An 18,146-nucleotide genomic window follows, 5' to 3' on the forward strand; every position below is an offset into this window, starting at 1 on the left:
GAAAGTGCTGTGTCGTAACACCTTTCTAACACATCGAGGGCCTTCTTCTCTTTTGGCTCATGAATAATCCAGGCTAGCTAGGCACTAGATCAAAGAGCAAACCTCGTTACCAGGCAGTTTCTCAACCTACCTTGCAACAACACTCAAACACTGGGTTGCGGCAGCATTCTTCGATGAAGAGCATGAAGCGGACTGAGCGCATATGCGAGTGATTTGGAGTCCTCTCAACTAAAACATCCTTGCGATGTTCACTTGGCAAAGGCGCACTTGTGTGTAGCCCAACGTCACGTAGGTTCCCTGGACCAGGAGTAACTAAGCGGTCGCGTTTGCGCGCGCCGACCTCGGCCAGCGACCAGCCCCAGCCAGCACTTCGATCGCCTTTCCAACGGTGGGCTTGGTGACCTAGAGCATCACATGACTAGTGGCATGGTGATCACTGGATGCTTGGGTAATCGCTCGCCGAGACGGCCCTATCGCGTCAAGTGTAGCGGCTTCCAACTGGCCCCACCTACCAAGCCGGAGTCTCCACATGGCGCGGTCTTACAAGTCGCCGAGGAGCCGAATATCCGGTTGCTTGATCGCGTCTACCCGAATGACCATGGAAACTCCATGGTGGGAGACTCAAGTCGGTCATGCCTTAGATGATTGATAGACTGCCGAACTGGTAGATTGCGTATTCGCCGTTATCGATGGGCGCTAGGGGTATCGAACCTAGTAGCGTTCCGCGCATTCAACCGGGGCGATGTAGCGCACCGTCGATCGTCCCCTTCGAGCTCTGATCCCCGAAAGCTCAAGGCCTGGCAGAGCACACGTTGGCGATACCGCTGGGTCCGGGTGGCGAGAACAGATCTGCGCGCGCGATACGCAGGTCGCGCCCGTTGACGACGCCGTCGCCGTTCAGATCCGCGTCTTCGTTAGCCGATTGCAGCGCTGCCCGAATCAGGGCGAGGTCCTGGAGGTTGACCAGGCAGTCGTTGTTGATGTCTGCATCGCAAAAGTTGCCGATACCGTCGCCATCGGTATCTCGCTGGTTGGGGTTGCGCTGGTAGAGGCAGTTGTCCGAAAAGCCGTTCACACCGTCGGCGTCGCAGTCTGCTTCCAGGACGATGGTGTATTGCACCTGAAGGTCGGCCTCGGCCGCCTCGAGGAGCACGCCATCCTCGTACTTCTCGATGACGATTACGCCGCCCTCCGTCAGCGGGGTCGGCGTGATCACTCGGTAGTTCACACCGGATGCCTCAGGGGTCTCAATGGCGCCTTCGGTGCCGGTGCCGACGCTCTCGAGCGTGATCGTGGCGAGATCGTAGGACCAGGTAGGATCACTCCGCTCGGCCTGACCTAACGGTTGAAGTAGCCCGTCACTGAGGACCGTATCGGCATCGACGAGAACTTGACCCGCGATCAGGGATAGACGCAGATCGTACAGATCTTCGGCCGCGCTTTCGTCGCAGGCGAGAGTGGTCCAGTCGAGCACCAGCTTGCTGATGCCATCGAGGGTGGGCTGCGTCAACTCGAGTACCGTAGTGTAACGCAGGCGATTCGGTATACGCACATCGTCCATCATGTAGCGCGTCAGGAAGCTGTCGAACAACCCGCGGTTCTCCGCCTGCCACGGGTCCACTAGGGGGAAGTCTGTCGCGCGCGTATTGCCAGCGACGTAAGCGTTGCCCTGCTGATCGAGGGTGAGTCCCCAGGACACGTTGTCGTCGCCGGCACCTCCTAGGAGTGTGGAGAACAAGGCGCTACGTCCAGCGGGATCGAGCACGGTGAGGTACGCATCGTCCAGCGAGATGGCGATGACTTGGAGAGGAGCGCCGATTCCGCCCGCTTGGAAGTTACCGACGGAAGTAGGTTCGATGGCGGTGACGGGTTTCGCGTCGAGCGTGAGTGGCAGGCGGCCTACGGCACCATCCTGGTAGGTATAGGCCATGCCCCCTTGGTCATCGACGGCGAAGATGCGTGCCGGTGAGCCGTTCAGGGGGCGCTGAACGTAGACACTGCGCGTTCGGGCCGGTTGCTCATCGAGGTCGATGGGCGCGGCGAAGGTGCCGTCCCCCGCATTGAGGTAGAGACGATTCGGCGCGCCGTCATTGCCCACGGCCAAGTCCAGATCACCGTCGTCATCCACATCCTCGACGTAGATCGCGCGAGTGGGATCGGCCTCATTGCCGATGAAGGTAGCGGGCGCAAAGCCCTCTTCTTCACTCAGGTTGAAGTACACCGCGTTGAGTTGGCCGTCGTTGCCCTCGATGACGTCCGCTCTACCATCGCCATTCAGGTCGCCCCAAGCGAGGACGACGGTAGCCGTGCTCTCACTCCCAGGAAATATAGCTTCCGCCGGACCCGGTTCCCCGCCCGTGCCGGCGAAGAAGAGGTTGGGTTGCAGGTAGTTGCCGAGCACGATGTCGTCTTGGCTGAGGTCGAGGCGATCGAGGAGTCGGGCGACCACAACGGCGCGCGAATCGCGGATCTCGTCGCCGAGGATGTAGGCCTCGAAGGGGGTCGCGCTGGGATCGTGGATGTAGACCCGAGAGGGGGCATCGTTGTTGGCAGCGACGATCCCGGCGTTGCCGGGGAAGATCTCGCCCGTGCCGAAGATGGCGATGTCGTGAGTCGCGTCTTGCGTCGTACCGAGTTCAACCGAGCGCAGAAACTCAGAGGTTGAGGTATCGAAGTAGTACGCGCGGTTCTGTCCCCCATTGGCCGCCGCGATCAGCGTTTCCGTGCCATTCGTGAGGGGGTTGGTGAAAAACGGCGTCGACGCTAGTGCGCGGCTGTCCTCGTTCTGCTCAGGCAGTACCGGCGGATTGAGCGCGGCGGCCGCAGTTCGCTCCGCCTGCACCGGGGCGACGAGCGGAAAGTCGAGGGAGCCGGCCGAGGCGGCGAGGTAGATCTTGCCCTCCTCGTCCACTTCCATGCCCCAGCCTTCGTCGAAGTCGTTCCCGCCCAGGTAGGTACTGAAGAGCAGGCGACTGGCATCTGGTGAGACGCGCGCAGCAAGCGCGTCTCTGCCCCCCCCGAACGCTCCCTGGAAGGCGCCGAAGGTGGTCGGGAAGTCGTTGGATTCCGTGCTCCCGGCGATCACCCGCGAACCGTCCGGAAGCAGGCGTACCTGCTGGGCGAAGTCAGCGCTCGTGCCGCCGAGCAGCGTGGAGGATAGGATCAGCGTGCCGTCAGCCGAGAAATGCGTTAGATGGATGTCCTCGAGGCCCGCCAGGAGGCCCTGCAGCGCGTCGGCGGAGACTGGGAAATCGGTGGAGGCGGTGAAGCCTACAACATGCACCGAGCCATCGGCCGCCACGGCGATGCCTCGACCGTTGTCGCGCTGATTGGCACCGAAGCAGAAGGCGTAATCGATCTCTCCCTGGGCGTCGAACTTGGCCAGGTAACCATCGCCCAAGAAGCCGTCGTTGTCCGTGGAGAGGCAGGCACGACCGTCTAGCGCCTGGGTGGCTGGAAAGTCACTGGCGGCAGTCTCGCCGGTGACGTAGATAGCGCCGGCGTCATCGATGACCACGTCTCGTGCGAAGTCGAAGCCAGAGCCCCTCTCGTCGTCGATATCGGCGCCACCCAGGTAGGTAGAGAAGACCAGTTGGTCGCCCTCGCCGCTCAATTTGGTGACGAAGGAATCCGAATCGAAGAATCCCCCGCCCCGGAACTCGGACTGATAGGCATTAAGAGTGGGAAAATCCGCGGAAGCAGTGTAGCCCGCGACGACGATAGCGCCGTCCCCATCGAGCGCGACGGACCAGATGTTCTCTTCGCCGCTGCCGCCAAGGTAGGTGGCGAATTCGAGCGTTTGGCCGTCTGGCGAAAATCGCGCGATGTACCCGTCTAGATCCCCGGCGTTTTCGCCGGGCGGAAGTGCATCCTCCAAGGGCAGGTCCACCGACCGCGTATCGCCGACGATGATGATGCCGCCATCGGGCGCGACATGCAGGTCGGTACCGATGTCGTTATCGCCGCCACCGAAGTAGGTGGAGAGCGTAATCTGGGGATCAATGACCAGCGCGGTTCGCTCATCGTAGCGGCTGACGGTGAAGGCGACCGTGCCATCCTCGCGCGCCGCGAACTGCCCTTCGACAGCGATCTGCTCGCCTGCGACCGACTGGTAGATGACCGGCGCCGCGTGGGTGTACTGCACGCCATCGTTGCCCTGTAGCAGCAGCTCACCGCGCTGACCGAGCGTGACCTGCTCGACCCCGTCGAACGCTAGGCGAATATCATCGACCTGGCCTCCCGGGGCGATGAGAAAGTCGTAGCGTAGTTCACCGTCTTCGAGCGTATAGAGCACGTCGATACCCGGGTACACCTCGGCGTAGCGAACGCTCGCGTAGTGATCGAGGTTGCTGATCCAACGGTCAGGGTCCGCGCCGCGAAGGTAGTGGCTCTTGCCGCTCAGGCGCTCCACCGGTCGGGATAGCGCCTGCGGATACGCATCGACGAGCTGCATGCGGATGAGGGTCTCGTGCGGCAGCGGCCGTTCGGCGCCTGAAGGCTCTGGGACGTACCCACGGTGTCGACCGTGGCGAAAGTGCACTTCGTGCGCCTCCAGGAACGCGTCATAGCCGGAGGCGCGCACGACATAATCGATATCCACGGGTGACTGCCCGGCGTTCGGCTCGATGAACGTCAAAGCGCCAGGACCGGTGGCCGCAGCCACCGAACTCCCACAGATACCGGCAATCACCGCAAGGAGTGCCATTGACCGTCGCGTACCCGGGCGAACAGGGCTTGCATAGTCGGGGAGCTTCACCATGAACTTCTCTCGTGATCAAACGGGAGGCGCAGGCTACGCACTCATGTAGCTAGAGGCAAATCCCTTGCCCTGCGGCCGGGTAAGGATCGCCGCTTGGAGGGGGGTGGGGTACGTTCGCGACACTTCTCGCATCGCCCCACCCAACGATGTCAACACAGTTATTCCATTAGGTTCATGGCTCTCCGAACCCACCGCTGCCGCCACTCATCTCCCCATTCATTGTCGGCACCGCCAGACCTTCTCTCGTCCCGCCCGGCAACTCCTTTGTGATCCTTTCTTCCGTGCGCGGCGGCATCGGGGATTGCTAGCACCACTCCTGCCCGAAATCGGCCACAAGGGCCCGTCCACTCACAGCCATGAAGATGGCCCTGCAGCACGCTGAAGCGCGATCTGCATTAAGTACATTCGCGCGTTGAACGCACTAGAACTCCACCTCTTTCACGATGAAAGCGCACGATCTGGAATGATCGATGAAGTTGGTTTCATCGGCCACTAGCTTCGGACCCAACTCGGTCATTTCCGTCGACCCCATTGCTTCCATCAGATCTTCTTCTGACGCAAACCACACCTCGGCAATCCCATCGTATTCCTCGGCCATGCCACGGGACTCTCTCATGCCATCGTTCAACGGACTGGGCAGCGTGTGGGACTGAACGTACTTCTGGGTTCTCATGATGGCCCCATTCTCCATGAAGAACGGACCGTGACGATGCCGCCAATAATCCTGGAACGCTTCGCGTGACAAATCAGATCGGCGCCTTAGGCACATGATGAGTTTGATCATCGGGGCTACTCTTGTTGCCAGGGTAATGGGCGCTTGAGCGCCATGTGCTTTAGGAGCTCCTGGCCATGGGATCACGACCAGATGCGAACGCCCTGGTGGTCACGGGCGATCATCGCGCCCTCTGTCGAGGGTAGCGCGGTGTCAGTCCTGCGCCGCACCCTGCTCCTCCACTTCAGGCAGCAGCCCGTGCAGCACCAGTCGGTAGTAGGACACAGCGCCGACGATACGATCGTTCTCGATCACAGGCGCGTTGCTGATGCCGAAGTTTTCGAACAGACGCGCGCAGTGGCGTATCTCCATGTCGGGACGCACCGAAAGCACAGGCTTGGCCATGATCTCGTTGACGCTCACCCGTTCCGGCGCCCTGTCCTTGGCCAGCACCTGCTTGGCGATATCCGAGAACAGCAGCATGCCGTACTCGTCTGTATCGTCCCGACGCTTCACGAACAAGCTGGTGGCCTTCACCTTCTTCATGATCTTAAGGGCTGACATGACGTCCAGTCGCCCGTCGATCTCCGTTACGTCCGTACGCATGCAGTTACGCACAGGACCCCAGTTTTGCCTGCTCACAGGTTGTCCTCCACAAGATCTTCTAGTTCTTTTGCTTGATGCATCACGCCCACGGCGTCCTCCACGTCCACAGAAACAGCGATCCCTGTTCCCGGCTTCGAATCGAATTCGCCCACCTGGGCGATATGCTCGAGAATGTGTCGACTCAGGTGTTCCTCCACCAGCAGCATCAGCACATCGCGTTGGCTCGCAAGGGTCAGGCCGAAGAAGGTCTTGTGCTCCTTCAGCCCCTCCCCGCGGGCATTACTGATCAAGGTACAACCGGTGGCACCGGCCTCGCGGGCGGCCTGCATGACCGCTTCAGTCTTCGAGTCCTCGACGAAGGCGATGATGAGCTTAAAGTGCATGAGGTTGCTCCCCCTTGGGCTTTCGACGTTCGCGGTACTCGGCGAGTTGACCGTAGCCGAGCACGGTGATGATCGGAAACAGGCTGGCAAAGGCGACCAGGCCGAAGCCATCGAGAAGAGGGCTGCGCCCCGGCACGGCTTCAGCCAGTCCGAGGCCAAGCGCCGTGATCAGCGGCACGGTCACCGTTGAGGTCGTGACGCCACCAGAGTCGTAGGCGAGGGGCACGATCAGCTTCGGTGCGCGCACGGTTTGCACCATCACCACAAGGTAGCCTGCCGCGATGAAGTAGTGCAGTGGCAGGCCGCTGATGATCCGATAGCACCCGAGGCTGACGCCGACGCCCACACCGAGCGCCACGGCGATCCGCAGACCTAACACCCCGATCGCACCGGCCGACACGCTGTTGGCCTTCATCGACACCGCGATGAGCGACGGCTCCGCCATGGTGGTGCTAAAACCGACCGCGGCGGCGAAGATGTACACCCAGTAGAAGTCCCACCAAGTGATGTCGCTAGCAGCTGCCTTACCCGCCGAGGCGAGCAGGAACTCAGGGTCCGTCAGCTGCCCGGCCATCAAGCGGCCGAGAGGAAACAGGGACATCTCCAGCCCCTGCAGGAACAGGCCGAGCCCCAGCAGCACGAAGACGAAACCGAGAACGATACGCCCGCTATTCGGCGGTCGCCCACCGGCGACCACGCACTGGAACAGCAGCAAGAACACGGCGATGGGTAGCACGTCGATGGCGCTTCCGGCAATGCTGTCCAGCGTTGAAGTCAATACTTCCATCAGGTGATTATTCCGTAAACCAACACGAAGAGTATCGGCGTCAGCGACGCGAAGGCAATCAAGCCGAAGCCGTCGAGCATGGGGTTGCGCCCCTGAAGCGAGCTGGCGAGACCCACGCCCAGGGCCGTCACCAAGGGCACGGTGACCGTGGACGTGGTCACGCCTCCCGCATCGTAGGCGATACCGATGATCTCCTTCGGCGCCAGACCGGTCAGGAACACCACCAAGAGGTAGCCACCAATAATCAACACGGGAAGGGACCAGTCGATCAGGATACGGAACACGCCGATCACCAACGCCACGCCGACAGCTAGCGCCACGGTAAGGCGCAGACCATCGGCGTAGGCCTGCATGGCGTCGAGGCTCCGCTCGATGGCACCCGCCTCGGCGGCTACCAGGGCAGCTTCCTCGGCAACGGCGATCAGCGCGGGCTCCGCCACGGTGGTACCGAAGCCCAGCACGAACGCGAAGGCAATCAGCCAATACACGCTACCCTTGCGAGCGAGCGAGTGGGCGAGTCCCTCACCGATCGGAAACAGGGCTAACTTCAGCCCGAAGAGAAAGCACGCGAGGCCCGCCACCACCAAGACCGCGCCAGTCAGGATGGCGCCCAGGCTCTCTACCGGCTGGCGGATCACGAAGAGCTGGAACGCGAGCACGACGGCGACGATCGGCAGCAGATCCCGTGTCGCATCGGCCGCGTCTTTCAGCAGGGCTTGGAGGATTTCTTTCACGGGGACGCCTCGTCGACCTGCTTCCAGTGTAGCCGTGACCCGCGGCTCTACAAAGGGCGACGGCAACTCGGGCAGTTGGAGGCCAGGCTGCTCAGACCCCTCTTGGCCGCAAGTCATCGGAGAGGGCATCGTGATCCGCACAGATGACGCGGCGGGCAACAGCTGCGAGACAACAGCCCGATCTGACGCAATCAGAGGGGACGGGCATGGGTCTCATCGCGCAGCGCAAGAATCATCTCCACCACACGACCACTGGTCGTGTGTGCCGGTTTCATCTGAGATTCGTTGACCTGTGCCAACACCTAAGGAATAAAATCGCGCTCGATCGAGGTGAGTAGGAACATGGCTCGCAACATGGCTTCTCTAGGCTGGGATCGCTTCTTCGCTTTGGTGCAGAAGTTAGAACTCCTCCCAAGCGAAGCACGGGATGGCGCGATTAGGGAAGAGGTGAGTCGGGGGGCGCCCCGCGAGTTGCTTTCCGCCGCCATGGCTTCCCTGAAAATGTCCAGCACCGAAAGCAGCATGAGCACGCCGGACTCCATTGGTGCCTACGAGATCGGGCGCCGGATCGGCGAGGGGGGCATGGGCGCAGTGTTCCTCGCCGAGCAACATGAACCTGTCCGGCGCCAGGTTGCCCTAAAGGTGGTCAAGCGGGGCATGGACACCGAGGAAGTGCTGTCCCGCTTCGCCGCCGAGCAGCAGGCGCTAGCCATGATGGACCATCCGGCCATCGCCAAGATCTACGATGCCGGCGTCACGCCCGAAGGCCGACCCTACTTCGCTATGGAGTTTGTGCCTGGCGTCCCCATCACAGACCACTGCGACGAGCACGAGCTTTCCGTTCGGGCTCGTCTGGATCTGTTCCTTCAGGTGTGCAAAGGCGTGCAGCACGCACATCAAAAGGCCGTCATCCACCGCGACATCAAGCCCTCCAACGTGCTCGTCTCGATGCAAGACGGCGCGCCGGTTCCCAAACTCATCGATTTTGGCCTAGCAAAGGCAATCGGTCATCGGTTGACCGACAAGACGGTGCACACGGAGTACGGCGCCTTCGTGGGCACGCTCGAGTACATGAGCCCGGAGCAGGCGGCAATGGACGGCCAGGACGTGGACACGGTGACCGATGTCTATGCGCTAGGCGTGCTGCTGTACCAGTTGCTCGTGGGGGCGCTGCCGTTCGAGGCGCAGGCGCTTCGCAAGAGCGGTATCGAGGCGGCCCTTCGCACGATACGGGACGAGGAGCCACTCCGTCCTTCCCTTCGGCTCAGCTCGCTGCCCGATCAAGAATTAGTGGTAGCGGCGCGCCAGAGCTCACCGGCATCGCTGCGGCGCGCGCTCACTGGCGATCTGGATTGGATCGTTTTGAAAGCGCTGGAGAAAGACCCCACGCGGCGCTACGGATCCGTGCAGGAGTTTGCTGCCGACATCCAGCGCCACTTGGGCGATCAAGCTGTGGTGGCGCGACCGCCGTCGGCCCTCTACCGGGCGGGCAAGTTTGCTCGCCGACATCGTGGCCCGGTCATTGGCTCATGCCTCGCTGCGCTCTTAGCCGCGGTCGCCATCTCCGGCCTCACGTATGGCTATTTCGCTGCCGTTCGTGCTCAAGCCGAAGCGCGCACGCAAGCGGATATCTCGAACAAGGTGCTGGAGTTCGTCGAAGGACTCTTTCTCTTGCCATCGTCCGCGGAAGATAGGGCGAACCTCACTGCAACGGACATACTGGAGCTAGGTCTCCTGGAAATCGACGAGCAGCTCGGCGGCCAACCAAGGTCGAAGGCCCGCCTGCTCGGCGCTATCGGCAATGTGTACTTGGGTCTCGGAAAGAAGGCTCAGGGCATGAAGCTCATCGAACAGGCGCGAACCACTCGAGAGAGCGCCCTGCCCGAGGGCCACCCCGACCTGATTTGGTCCCTGTGGGATCAAGCCTGGGGATTTCACAACGTGGAAGAGTATGAAGCTGCGCGAGCCACTTACGTCGAGGTGGTGCGCAAGCTCAAAGCGGTTTACGGACCGTCTCATGTCGACACCTTGGAGGCCATCGTAGATCTGGCGCACATCTACATTGATTTGGAGCAATACGACGATGCGATTTCCATTCTGCGGGACGTCGTTGGCCTCGATAGCGGCAGGGCGAGCGACCTGAGCAGGCAGGCTGTACGCGCCATGTTCTACCGCGCCAGCGCCCTTTGGCGCAGCGGTCGTGTTAGCGCAGCAAAACCGCTACTCGAAGAGGCCTTGGGGAAGTACCGTGAGTACTTCGGGCCCCATCACGCAGCAACACTGATCGTCACGGCCAGGGTTGCCAGCCTCTATCTCACGGGCAACATGCAAGAGTTGGCTACGCCTCTGCTGTCCGAGTTGCTGGCTGCATATCGCCAGCGCGCCTCGATGGTGAACAGTTCTCCGGCAGACAAGATCCGCTTTGCAGAACTTGCCGTCACGTGCGAGCCGCTCTCGCTTCGAGATCCTGATGGCGCACTGCCCTTCGCACTAGCGGCGAATGAGTCGACCAACTGGACCAATCCACGCTACCTCGATGTACTGGCGCGAGTGTATTTCCAGCTGAACGACGCAGAGAGGTCGATCGATCTACAGAAGCGGGGGATCGACCTGCTGCACGCCGCGAGCCCCCTCCGCCCGGACATGGAGCGGCGTATGCGTGAGTACTTGGATCATCCGCATGGCACTCCCCCTCGCCCGCTTTCCAGCGTCGAGCGGTGACCAGCAGCACGGTGCAGGGTCCGAGTCAGTACAGCACCACTTGCTTGAGACGACAATGACTACCATCAAAATCAGAGACTAGCTTTACTTGTTCGTTAGCAAACCTTGCACCCAGGAGCAAGCTGTGAATTTCCGGCAGGAGCGCGTCGGAACGATTCATCAGGGTGAGATCGGGCGACCCGTGCCCGCAGAGGGATGGTCGGCCCTCGAGGTAAACGATAAGCGCCTGACTCGACACGTTGCTCTTCAATACCAAGATATCCACCTTGCCAACCACTTCGCCATCGTAGGCGTGGGCGCTGGTGAAGGCCAGGAAGCACGCACCCACAACGCAGTACAACGACCTCTTCATGCTACTCATTCGTATCTCCTAGAGACAGAGTGTCCAAGGCAACCCGGTGGGATTTGGGATCTTCGTTGCTGCCGTTGTACATGGCGTGAGGCGCTGCGCTGGGTGGACATCCATGGCGCTATGCCCGCACCAACGCAAGCGTAGGGGCCATCACGCGTTGACGTGACCGATGCGCAGATCTTATTCCTTGCCCGATTTGAGCACCGGTTCCTAGCGGAGCGTTCGCCAGGGGGTCGTGCCCCGAACGCTACGACACGTGCGCAGCGGCAAGGCGCAGGTAAGGTTCATACGCCATCTCGACGGAGGCGTGGGCAATTGGCTCAGCCAGGATCAGGTACGACTTTGCCGATAGTGGCGCCGACAGCGCCGAGGCAGACCCTCAGAATTCGAGGGTCCATCCCTCGTTGTCACCCACTAGCAGTTCCTCAGCTCTTGCCAGCCCTTGCTCGATTTCGTGCGGGCGTAGGCGCAACGCAAGCTCGTCTGCCCGATCGAGGAGCCGCTGCACGTGACGGCCGATGATGCGCTCCAGATCCCGCCCGTAGCGGGCGTGGTAAAGCGATGCGTAGGCATAGTGAATGGCGAACGCGTCGATGAGGCCGTCGGGGCGAGTGCCTGCCTCGAACTCGCGCAGACTGCGTTCGCGGAGTTCCGGCAGCACGTCGACGTAGCCGCTGGCGCGGACCTCATCCACCATGGCAGCGGCGGCCGCGGGATCTTGTTCCCCAATGGCCCGCGCATACTCCATCTTCACCCCCGCGTTCGTGCCCTCGGCGGCGCGTTGTAGCCACGCCAAGCGCGTCTGGCGATCCACCCGTTCCACCCCTAGGCAGTGCTTGTACACGGTGTTGAGAATGTCGCAGAACTCCTCGAGCTTGGTAGGTTCGACACGAGACAGGTTGCCGGTAAGCCAGTTTATCTGATGCGTCTGCATCAGCAATTCGGTGGCGGTCTCCAGGCCTGCGGGATCCGCTGGGACGGACGCGCAGGACTTCTGTATGTCGTATACGTTCTTGGCGGCTGCGGCATCGCCCGCCCGCGCCCGCGCCAGGAGATCGGGGAGCTTGGACGCGTAGGGCGGTGGCGTATAGAGAGGCGGTTCGAATCCGCCTCTACGCCAGGTCATGGGCACCGGTGCGCCCTCACCAACGCACACGTGGCCGAGCGGGCAGGCCAGCACTGTGTGCGATGGAGGTTGGTTGCCGGACGTGCGGTTCGTAGCCGGTCGCCTCGCCGGCGCGGTGGCTTTACTGTCGCTCGCTCGGGTGGCTGGCGAGGCTTGCAACTCGTGCTCGGCCCGCGTGTTGACTGGTGACGGGGGCTGGTCTTGCAGCAGCCACACGCCTATCCCGAGTGCGACGGTCACGGTAAGCGCAGCCGCGCGCCTTGGCCATCTCATAGGCATCTGCTCATCATTCTTCGTGCCTCTGTTGAGAGCGAACCGTCGGGGCATCTCGGACTCGCGGCTTCCGTCGGGCTGCACCGCATAACCTGGGGAACGCTGCCTTGCAGAATCTGGGTTAAATAGTTTGTACGCCCCGGCGGAAGATGTTCAACGAACTTCTAACTCAGGACACTAGCTAGTGGGTCGCTTGGTAGATAAGGTGCCGCTCAGCGAGCAGCACGGGCGCCAGGGCAAGGCGGACGAATGCAGCCATAGCCGAGCTATGGCTGCATTCGACCAACGCCGCGATGGCGCCCGTGTTACTCGCCCTTCGGGTCTGCCCAGGGGCAGCATCCGCTACTCTCTGCCGCCCAGCACCCGAGAGTACTTCACTCCGCACGGCGTAGGCGTGCGGGCGCTCGATGGTACGTGAGACCCTTCGATGGCTTCGAGAACACGCTCTTTCAGGGCGCGGAAGCGATCGACGGGGACGCGATGTCCCCGTGCGCGGATGAGCGATGGCAAGACGTCTTCGCTACTCCTCCAACCAGATTCCCGTTGCCGTCAAACCGCTAAAGCGACACCCCTCATCCACCAGGATGCGTATCGGTCTGCCGGCGGAATAGGCGAGCAGAGCGGCGCGATAAGCAGCTTCACCAAGCGTCGCACCGGAGTCGAAGAAGAACTTGCCTGGACTGCCGCAATCGCTGATCGTGCCCGTGGTGAAAACGGTGTAGCCATCTTGCACGACCACTTCCTTCACGTGCACGGGCCCGTACCAATACGCCGCATTCGCTGAGGTGGAAAGACACGCGGCAGTCGCCGCCAAGACAAGCGCTTTGAGTTTTCCCATGCTCTGTTCCTCTTGTTGATGCCGACGTTTCCAAGCGAAGCTACACGCTGTCGGCCGTGGGTGCCCATTAACAACCTTCACAAAATCACCGAGAGCAGCGCTGCCCGGTAGCTATCGACGAAGCGAAGCTCGTCGATCAGCTGATTGCGTTCATCACGCGTAATGCACAGATGGGTCTCGTTGGTGGCTGGCGAGTAGGTGGCATCGAACGGCGTGGACTTCCTGCCGCTGAGCAGCTCGTTGGCGATGTCGTCGTAGAAGTCGCCCGTGTAAGCTAAGGCGCTTTTGGTGGGAATGAAGTTCGTATAGCGCACGCGCTGGTCGACAGCGTCGATCTTGTCGTCGTCGCGTAGTACCTCGGCGAGTTCGTTCGCGAAGTCGGAAACGGAGCCCGGTGCCCCGTCCAGCGCTTCGCCTGTGGCACGGTACGACACCGAACGATCGTTGCCACCCAAGGTGGCACGCACGTCTCCATAGAACACCTCGCGCCGCCCCGATGCAGGCTCTGCCCGCAGGTCCAAGCGCTGATCAGAGCTGCCGCCGCTGCCGGTGCCGAACACCATGCCGTCGGCGGGCTCCAGGTCGTAGCCATTGAGCTTGACGACCCTGGCGCCGCGATTCGACCCGTTGGAGAAGGCAACCATTCGTGCGACGCGCGGATAGTCTCCCATTTGCGCTAACTCGTTGAGTAAATGAATGTGTTCAGAGGCAGGCTTCAGGTCCACGTCATAAGACGTCTCAAGATCGTTGTCCCATAAGCCATCGCCCTCGACGGGCAAGCTCTCGTAGGGGAACAGCGCAGAGCCTGTGATGTGATGGCGTAGGAGCTGACGTGCGCCGGGCGAGTCGATCGAACGCCAGCGGTCGCTGGCCTGGGCGCTGACGCGTTGGAGCCAATGCGTGGTGTACTGGATTGCAGGCGAGATGTTCGCGCCAAGGTGAGGTGAATCGTAGCTGATCAGGGTGGCGATACGGTGGGCGGTGTTGTCCTGCTCCATCGACAGCAGCGCATAGCGCGCGACGATCCCACCCATGCTCGGCCCAACGAGGGCGATGGGGGCGAGTCCGGTGGTGTGGTCCTCAAGCTGTTGCAGGATGGAGGTGAGCACGCCGGCGTGGCCACGCACGTCGCCTTCACCCTGGTCAAAGTCCACCAACACTACGTCGTAGCCGTTGGCGAGCACCTCGTTGAGCAAGTTGGACTGACTCAGGAGACCGTACATGCACTGCCAGGTGCGCGTGGATCCCCGATCGAAACCATCAGGTATGACGACGGGACGATCGAAGACGCCGTCATCGCCGATGAAGATGACACCCACGCCCGTAGCGCTGCCTGCGGGGTCGTAACCGTGCAAGGTGCGGTAGGGGATGCGATGAGGAACGTTGCCTAGTTCATCGTCACACATGAAGCGCTCCGTTTCCTCGGGTTGCGTTGCCGGGGGTTCCGCGGCGCAGAAGGAGTCCGGCGGCGGTGGCGGCGGGTTCGGGCCCTCGCAAGTGCCGAAGGGGGGCAGGGCGTCGGGCTCAGTGATGTTGCAGAACTCATTGCCTTGGCAGTCCGCATCGCTAAAGCAAATGCTGGCCACGCTTGCGCCGCTCGCCAAAACGCCCACCGCAAGCGTGGCGAGTGTTCGCTGCAAGACCTCGCACCCTTCGAGCAGCAGGCGGTGAGCTGATCGGCGCAAACCGGGGGTCATGGTGGTGTGCAAGTTCCGTGTCATGTCGACTCCTCGTTCGTCGGGGGCGCCCGGGCTGGACCGGATGGCCGACCACATGGCTGATCTAGCGATACGTGGCGTAGACAAGGGCGACGACACGACAAGCCGCGACCTCGCTGTTGAGACGGCCAAGCGCACCTCTCATACTCGGATTTGAAACGGCAGATGGCGCCACCGAAGCAGTCCTGATGGCGTGTGACTGCTCAAAGCCCAATCCACTTCTGCTGCGAACTCGGTACGAGCCAGAGCACCTGATAATCGCGATGTCCAGTTTCAGCGCGAGTTCTCGCCACGTAGAATGGGTGAGCTGCGAAGCGCTGGTGAAGCGCTCGCGTACCTTCGCGCGCGGCCCCCCCGCTGGGTCGATCAAGGATGCGTAAGCCTCTGAGACAGCGCCGGAACCGATCGACGTGCGGCCTGCCAAACGCCTGCTCGGCGTCACCAGACAGCGGTCCGAGGAAGGGTGGATGGACATGAGTGAAATCAACGATCAGCCAATCAGCTGGGATGACCTGGAGGGGCTCCTCTCGGAAGCCAAGGCGATGGCAAGGGGCCTGCTGGCGCACGAGCTGAGTAATTCTCTACGCAGCACCGAGCTGGTGCTTACGGCCCTGGGAAGGCTACGACGCTCGGATCAGGATTGGGCCGAGGTGGAGTGGGAAAACCGAAAGTACTTCTTTGGTGCTCTGTACAAGGCGATGCGCAGGGCATTGACCGACCACGCGCGACGGCGCAAGGCAGAGAAGCGTGCGCCAGAAGTGCGTCTCGAACCCGAGCAGTTCGCGAAGGCGCTGAACGATGCCGACATCCAGGCGTCCGTGGAGCAGCAACCAGCATTGATCGAGCAGCTGATGTTGTCGCTGGAAGAGCTGCGACATCGTGAGCCCGACTGGGTGACGATGATCGAGCACCGCTACTTTGGCGGTCTCACACTGGAGGAGACCGGAAGAATGATGGGCGTCAACGCGCGGACGATTCAGCGTTGGTGGCTGCAGGCACGTCTGGTGCTGTTTGATGCCGTTCGGGAGGGTATGGAGAGGTGAGCCGATTGCACCCACTTCTGTGATGTTTGCTGCGAGCTCCCACTCGCCTTCGGCCTTCAGCTCGTCGACGACGGGGTTTAGGTGGGCGGCGCCACCACCCACGATGCTTGGACTTCGCTCTTCCGTGCTGCTTGCGCAGCATCCGGAGCGATGATCTTCATGTCGCCCTTGACGCCAGGCACGTGCCCACGAAGCCGAGGTCCACGCGCTTCTCATTGATGAGATCCAGATCGACGACCTATTCGGCGCCCGGTCTGCGAACAGAGCGCCAATGTGTGTGCCTCGATGATGTGAATCTTGGAAGGGCATTGTACGCACCACGCCCCTTGCTTGGAGAGGCAGGCCCGCACTCCAGCCGCGCGAACGCAGGGCGCGGGAAGCCATCTGTAGCCGCAGCTACAGATGGCTTCAGGCAACGCGGAATGGAGGGCGGACTCGTGCAGCGGTGCCCTAGGGGCCGCCAACGAAGGCCCGTCCAGCCATGGTGTGACGCTTAGAAGTCGATGAACTCGAAGTTAGCTCGACAGTTGACCACCGAGGTTGGCGACAAGCTAATGACTCCGTCAGTGCAATCCGCATCACCTGTGAATCCGTTGAACACCGATCCGGGATCCGCCGTAGCCGTCAGTCTGACCGTGCCCGGATTGAAGTCGTGTTCGCAGTCTGTCGGACAGCTGATACCGCTCGGGCTAGAGGTGAGTCGACCAGTGCCGGTGCCGATCACGGACACGGTCAAGATCGGTGGCGTTCGAACGTCTACGCCAATCGCTTCGTAGAACAGATCAGCAACGCTGAAGACATTCCCCCCGCAGTCACCGATGTGGGAACCGTAGGCGCGATTGTTCCACGACCAACCGCCACCGCTATCGCCCGAGATGGTCTCATCCCCGGTCATACGGATCATGCGCTCTGTGCGATCTCCGTCGAAGGTGCAAATCACTGACGTCTCTGCCACGTCCAGGTTGCACCTACGCGAGTTACGCGAGCGTCCGTATACACAGATGGACTCACCAATGCTGATGTTGCTCAAAGGCTCGACTTCCAGCGTATCCCGGGTCTGGCTTGCGCTCGCGTAGAAACGGCTAGGTTCACTGCCACTGGTGGTCTTCCACTCGATGTCGCCCCAGATGCCGATGTGCTGCAACCGATGCGTCGCACTTTCGATGCCGATCTGGTCGATGCCGTTGCAATGACCTGCGGTGGTCACGCCGGTCCTGCCGGTACCACGCTCCGTGACTGACCAGCCAGAGGTACACTCGAAGCGGCCACCGTCCAGCGCCTCCATACCGCCGAAGGCAAGTTCGCGTTTGGCGACTGGCTCATCTCGCACAGCCACTTCGACAGCGCCCCTGAGCGACGACGGTAACAGGGCCTTGACGCTCGAGGGCGACGTCGGCAGCCCGTCTTGTCGCGTGACCTCCGCGCGAACCACCCCCTGCTCCCTGAAGTCCACGGCCGTGGCGATCTGTCGGTAGCCCTCGTCCGCCAGGGTCGAGTGCACTTCCTGCATGCGTCGCTCCAGCTCCTCGAGGGAGTAGGGTTGGTTGTCGACAAGGGTGATGGGGATACTGGACGTCGCCAGCAGGTCGTAGACCATTTGATCCGCCACGCCTTTGATGTAGAGCGACGGAGATGCTCCTGGCACGGGTGAGACCACGGACCCGACGAAGATGTCCGGTCGGAGCGCCGCCAGTTGCTCCGCGACCGCACCCACCGCATCCGCCGCCTGCCGGTCGGCAGCGGCTTCAGCCAACGTCCAGCCTTTCGCTTCGGCGACCAGCTTGAGATCCTGCAGGCGCGCTTCCTCGGGCGTCTGCTTGCGTATCACGCTACCGTTCTCGCCTGGGTTCTGCGCGTACACCGAAAGGCATACTAAGGCAGCGCACACCGCACTACCGATTACTTTCAATCGTTTCATGATTCACCTTCTCACTTTGGATTGTGCGTGTGCTCGCACCCACGCATGTTCGCGGCAAGCAATGATCGTTGCGGCCTGCCGCGCCCCTACCGATTGGCTTGTCGACTGCGAAGGAGCGCACACGGCCAGCACTGGCCTTCTTGCGGGAGCAGTTGCGCAAACTAGGGAGGGTAGTA

13 protein-coding genes are annotated in these 18,146 nt (G+C 61.7%); 2 read left to right on the forward strand and 11 right to left on the reverse strand.

Annotation, left to right across the window (positions count from 1 at the left end; genetic code table 11):
• Nucleotides 1–790 precede the first annotated feature (790 nt).
• The 6 genes from AAGA68_02330 to AAGA68_02355 all read right to left on the reverse strand — a co-directional run bounded on the left by AAGA68_02330 (nucleotide 791) and on the right by AAGA68_02355 (nucleotide 7,972).
• Entirely contained in the window at nucleotides 791–4,759 is a 3,969-nt protein-coding gene (locus AAGA68_02330; protein ID MEM9383869.1) for an SBBP repeat-containing protein, read from the reverse strand.
• Nucleotides 4,760–5,180: 421 nt separating this feature from the next.
• Complete coding sequence (locus AAGA68_02335; GenBank protein MEM9383870.1) at nucleotides 5,181–5,543, reverse strand: EthD domain-containing protein; 363 nt, start codon at nucleotides 5,541–5,543, stop codon at nucleotides 5,181–5,183.
• 141 nt (nucleotides 5,544–5,684) lie between these two features.
• On the reverse strand, nucleotides 5,685–6,113 hold the full coding sequence (locus tag AAGA68_02340) for a CBS domain-containing protein (protein ID MEM9383871.1): 429 nt from the start codon (nucleotides 6,111–6,113) through the stop codon (nucleotides 5,685–5,687).
• Nucleotides 6,110–6,460 carry a P-II family nitrogen regulator gene (locus AAGA68_02345; GenBank protein ID MEM9383872.1) on the reverse strand — a complete coding sequence of 117 codons (351 nt, stop codon included), beginning with the start codon at nucleotides 6,458–6,460 and terminating at the stop codon, nucleotides 6,110–6,112. The genes AAGA68_02340 and AAGA68_02345 overlap by 4 nt, the downstream gene beginning before the upstream one ends.
• On the reverse strand, nucleotides 6,450–7,247 hold the full coding sequence (locus AAGA68_02350) for a DUF1538 domain-containing protein (GenBank protein ID MEM9383873.1): 798 nt from the start codon (nucleotides 7,245–7,247) through the stop codon (nucleotides 6,450–6,452). Before AAGA68_02350 ends, AAGA68_02345 begins: the two co-directional genes overlap by 11 nt.
• Nucleotides 7,247–7,972 (reverse strand): DUF1538 domain-containing protein, encoded by a 726-nt coding sequence (locus AAGA68_02355; GenBank protein ID MEM9383874.1) that lies wholly within the window; start codon nucleotides 7,970–7,972, stop codon nucleotides 7,247–7,249. Before AAGA68_02355 ends, AAGA68_02350 begins: the two co-directional genes overlap by 1 nt.
• A gap of 351 nt (nucleotides 7,973–8,323) precedes the next feature.
• Between AAGA68_02355 and AAGA68_02360 the strand changes: the two genes are divergently transcribed.
• Nucleotides 8,324–10,702, forward strand: a complete 2,379-nt coding sequence (locus tag AAGA68_02360) for a serine/threonine-protein kinase (protein ID MEM9383875.1) — start codon at nucleotides 8,324–8,326, stop codon at nucleotides 10,700–10,702.
• 25 nt (nucleotides 10,703–10,727) lie between these two features.
• Here the strand turns inward: AAGA68_02360 and AAGA68_02365 are convergent, their stop codons facing one another.
• The 4 genes from AAGA68_02365 to AAGA68_02380 form a co-directional block, all read right to left on the reverse strand.
• Complete coding sequence (locus AAGA68_02365) at nucleotides 10,728–11,063, reverse strand: hypothetical protein (protein ID MEM9383876.1); 336 nt, start codon at nucleotides 11,061–11,063, stop codon at nucleotides 10,728–10,730.
• 370 nt (nucleotides 11,064–11,433) lie between these two features.
• Complete coding sequence (locus AAGA68_02370) at nucleotides 11,434–12,180, reverse strand: hypothetical protein (GenBank protein MEM9383877.1); 747 nt, start codon at nucleotides 12,178–12,180, stop codon at nucleotides 11,434–11,436.
• 793 nt (nucleotides 12,181–12,973) lie between these two features.
• The gene (locus AAGA68_02375) at nucleotides 12,974–13,291 is read right to left on the reverse strand and encodes a hypothetical protein (GenBank protein ID MEM9383878.1); all 318 of its coding nucleotides are present in this window, start codon (nucleotides 13,289–13,291) and stop codon (nucleotides 12,974–12,976) included.
• A gap of 77 nt (nucleotides 13,292–13,368) precedes the next feature.
• Complete coding sequence (locus tag AAGA68_02380; GenBank protein ID MEM9383879.1) at nucleotides 13,369–15,012, reverse strand: Mbeg1-like protein; 1,644 nt, start codon at nucleotides 15,010–15,012, stop codon at nucleotides 13,369–13,371.
• A gap of 464 nt (nucleotides 15,013–15,476) precedes the next feature.
• Here AAGA68_02380 and AAGA68_02385 point away from each other — a divergent pair, with 464 nt between their 5' ends.
• Nucleotides 15,477–16,052, forward strand: coding sequence for a sigma-70 family RNA polymerase sigma factor (locus AAGA68_02385; protein ID MEM9383880.1), 576 nt, complete (start codon nucleotides 15,477–15,479; stop codon nucleotides 16,050–16,052).
• A 493-nt stretch (nucleotides 16,053–16,545) separates the two neighbouring features.
• On the opposite strand, the gene AAGA68_02390 is transcribed toward AAGA68_02385, so the two are convergent.
• Nucleotides 16,546–17,970: a hypothetical protein gene (locus AAGA68_02390; protein MEM9383881.1), complete on the reverse strand. Its 1,425-nt coding sequence runs from the start codon at nucleotides 17,968–17,970 to the stop codon at nucleotides 16,546–16,548.
• Nucleotides 17,971–18,146 lie beyond the last annotated feature (176 nt).

This window comes from Pseudomonadota bacterium (assembly GCA_039193195.1).
GTDB lineage: Bacteria > Pseudomonadota > Gammaproteobacteria > Steroidobacterales > JBCBZW01 > JBCBZW01.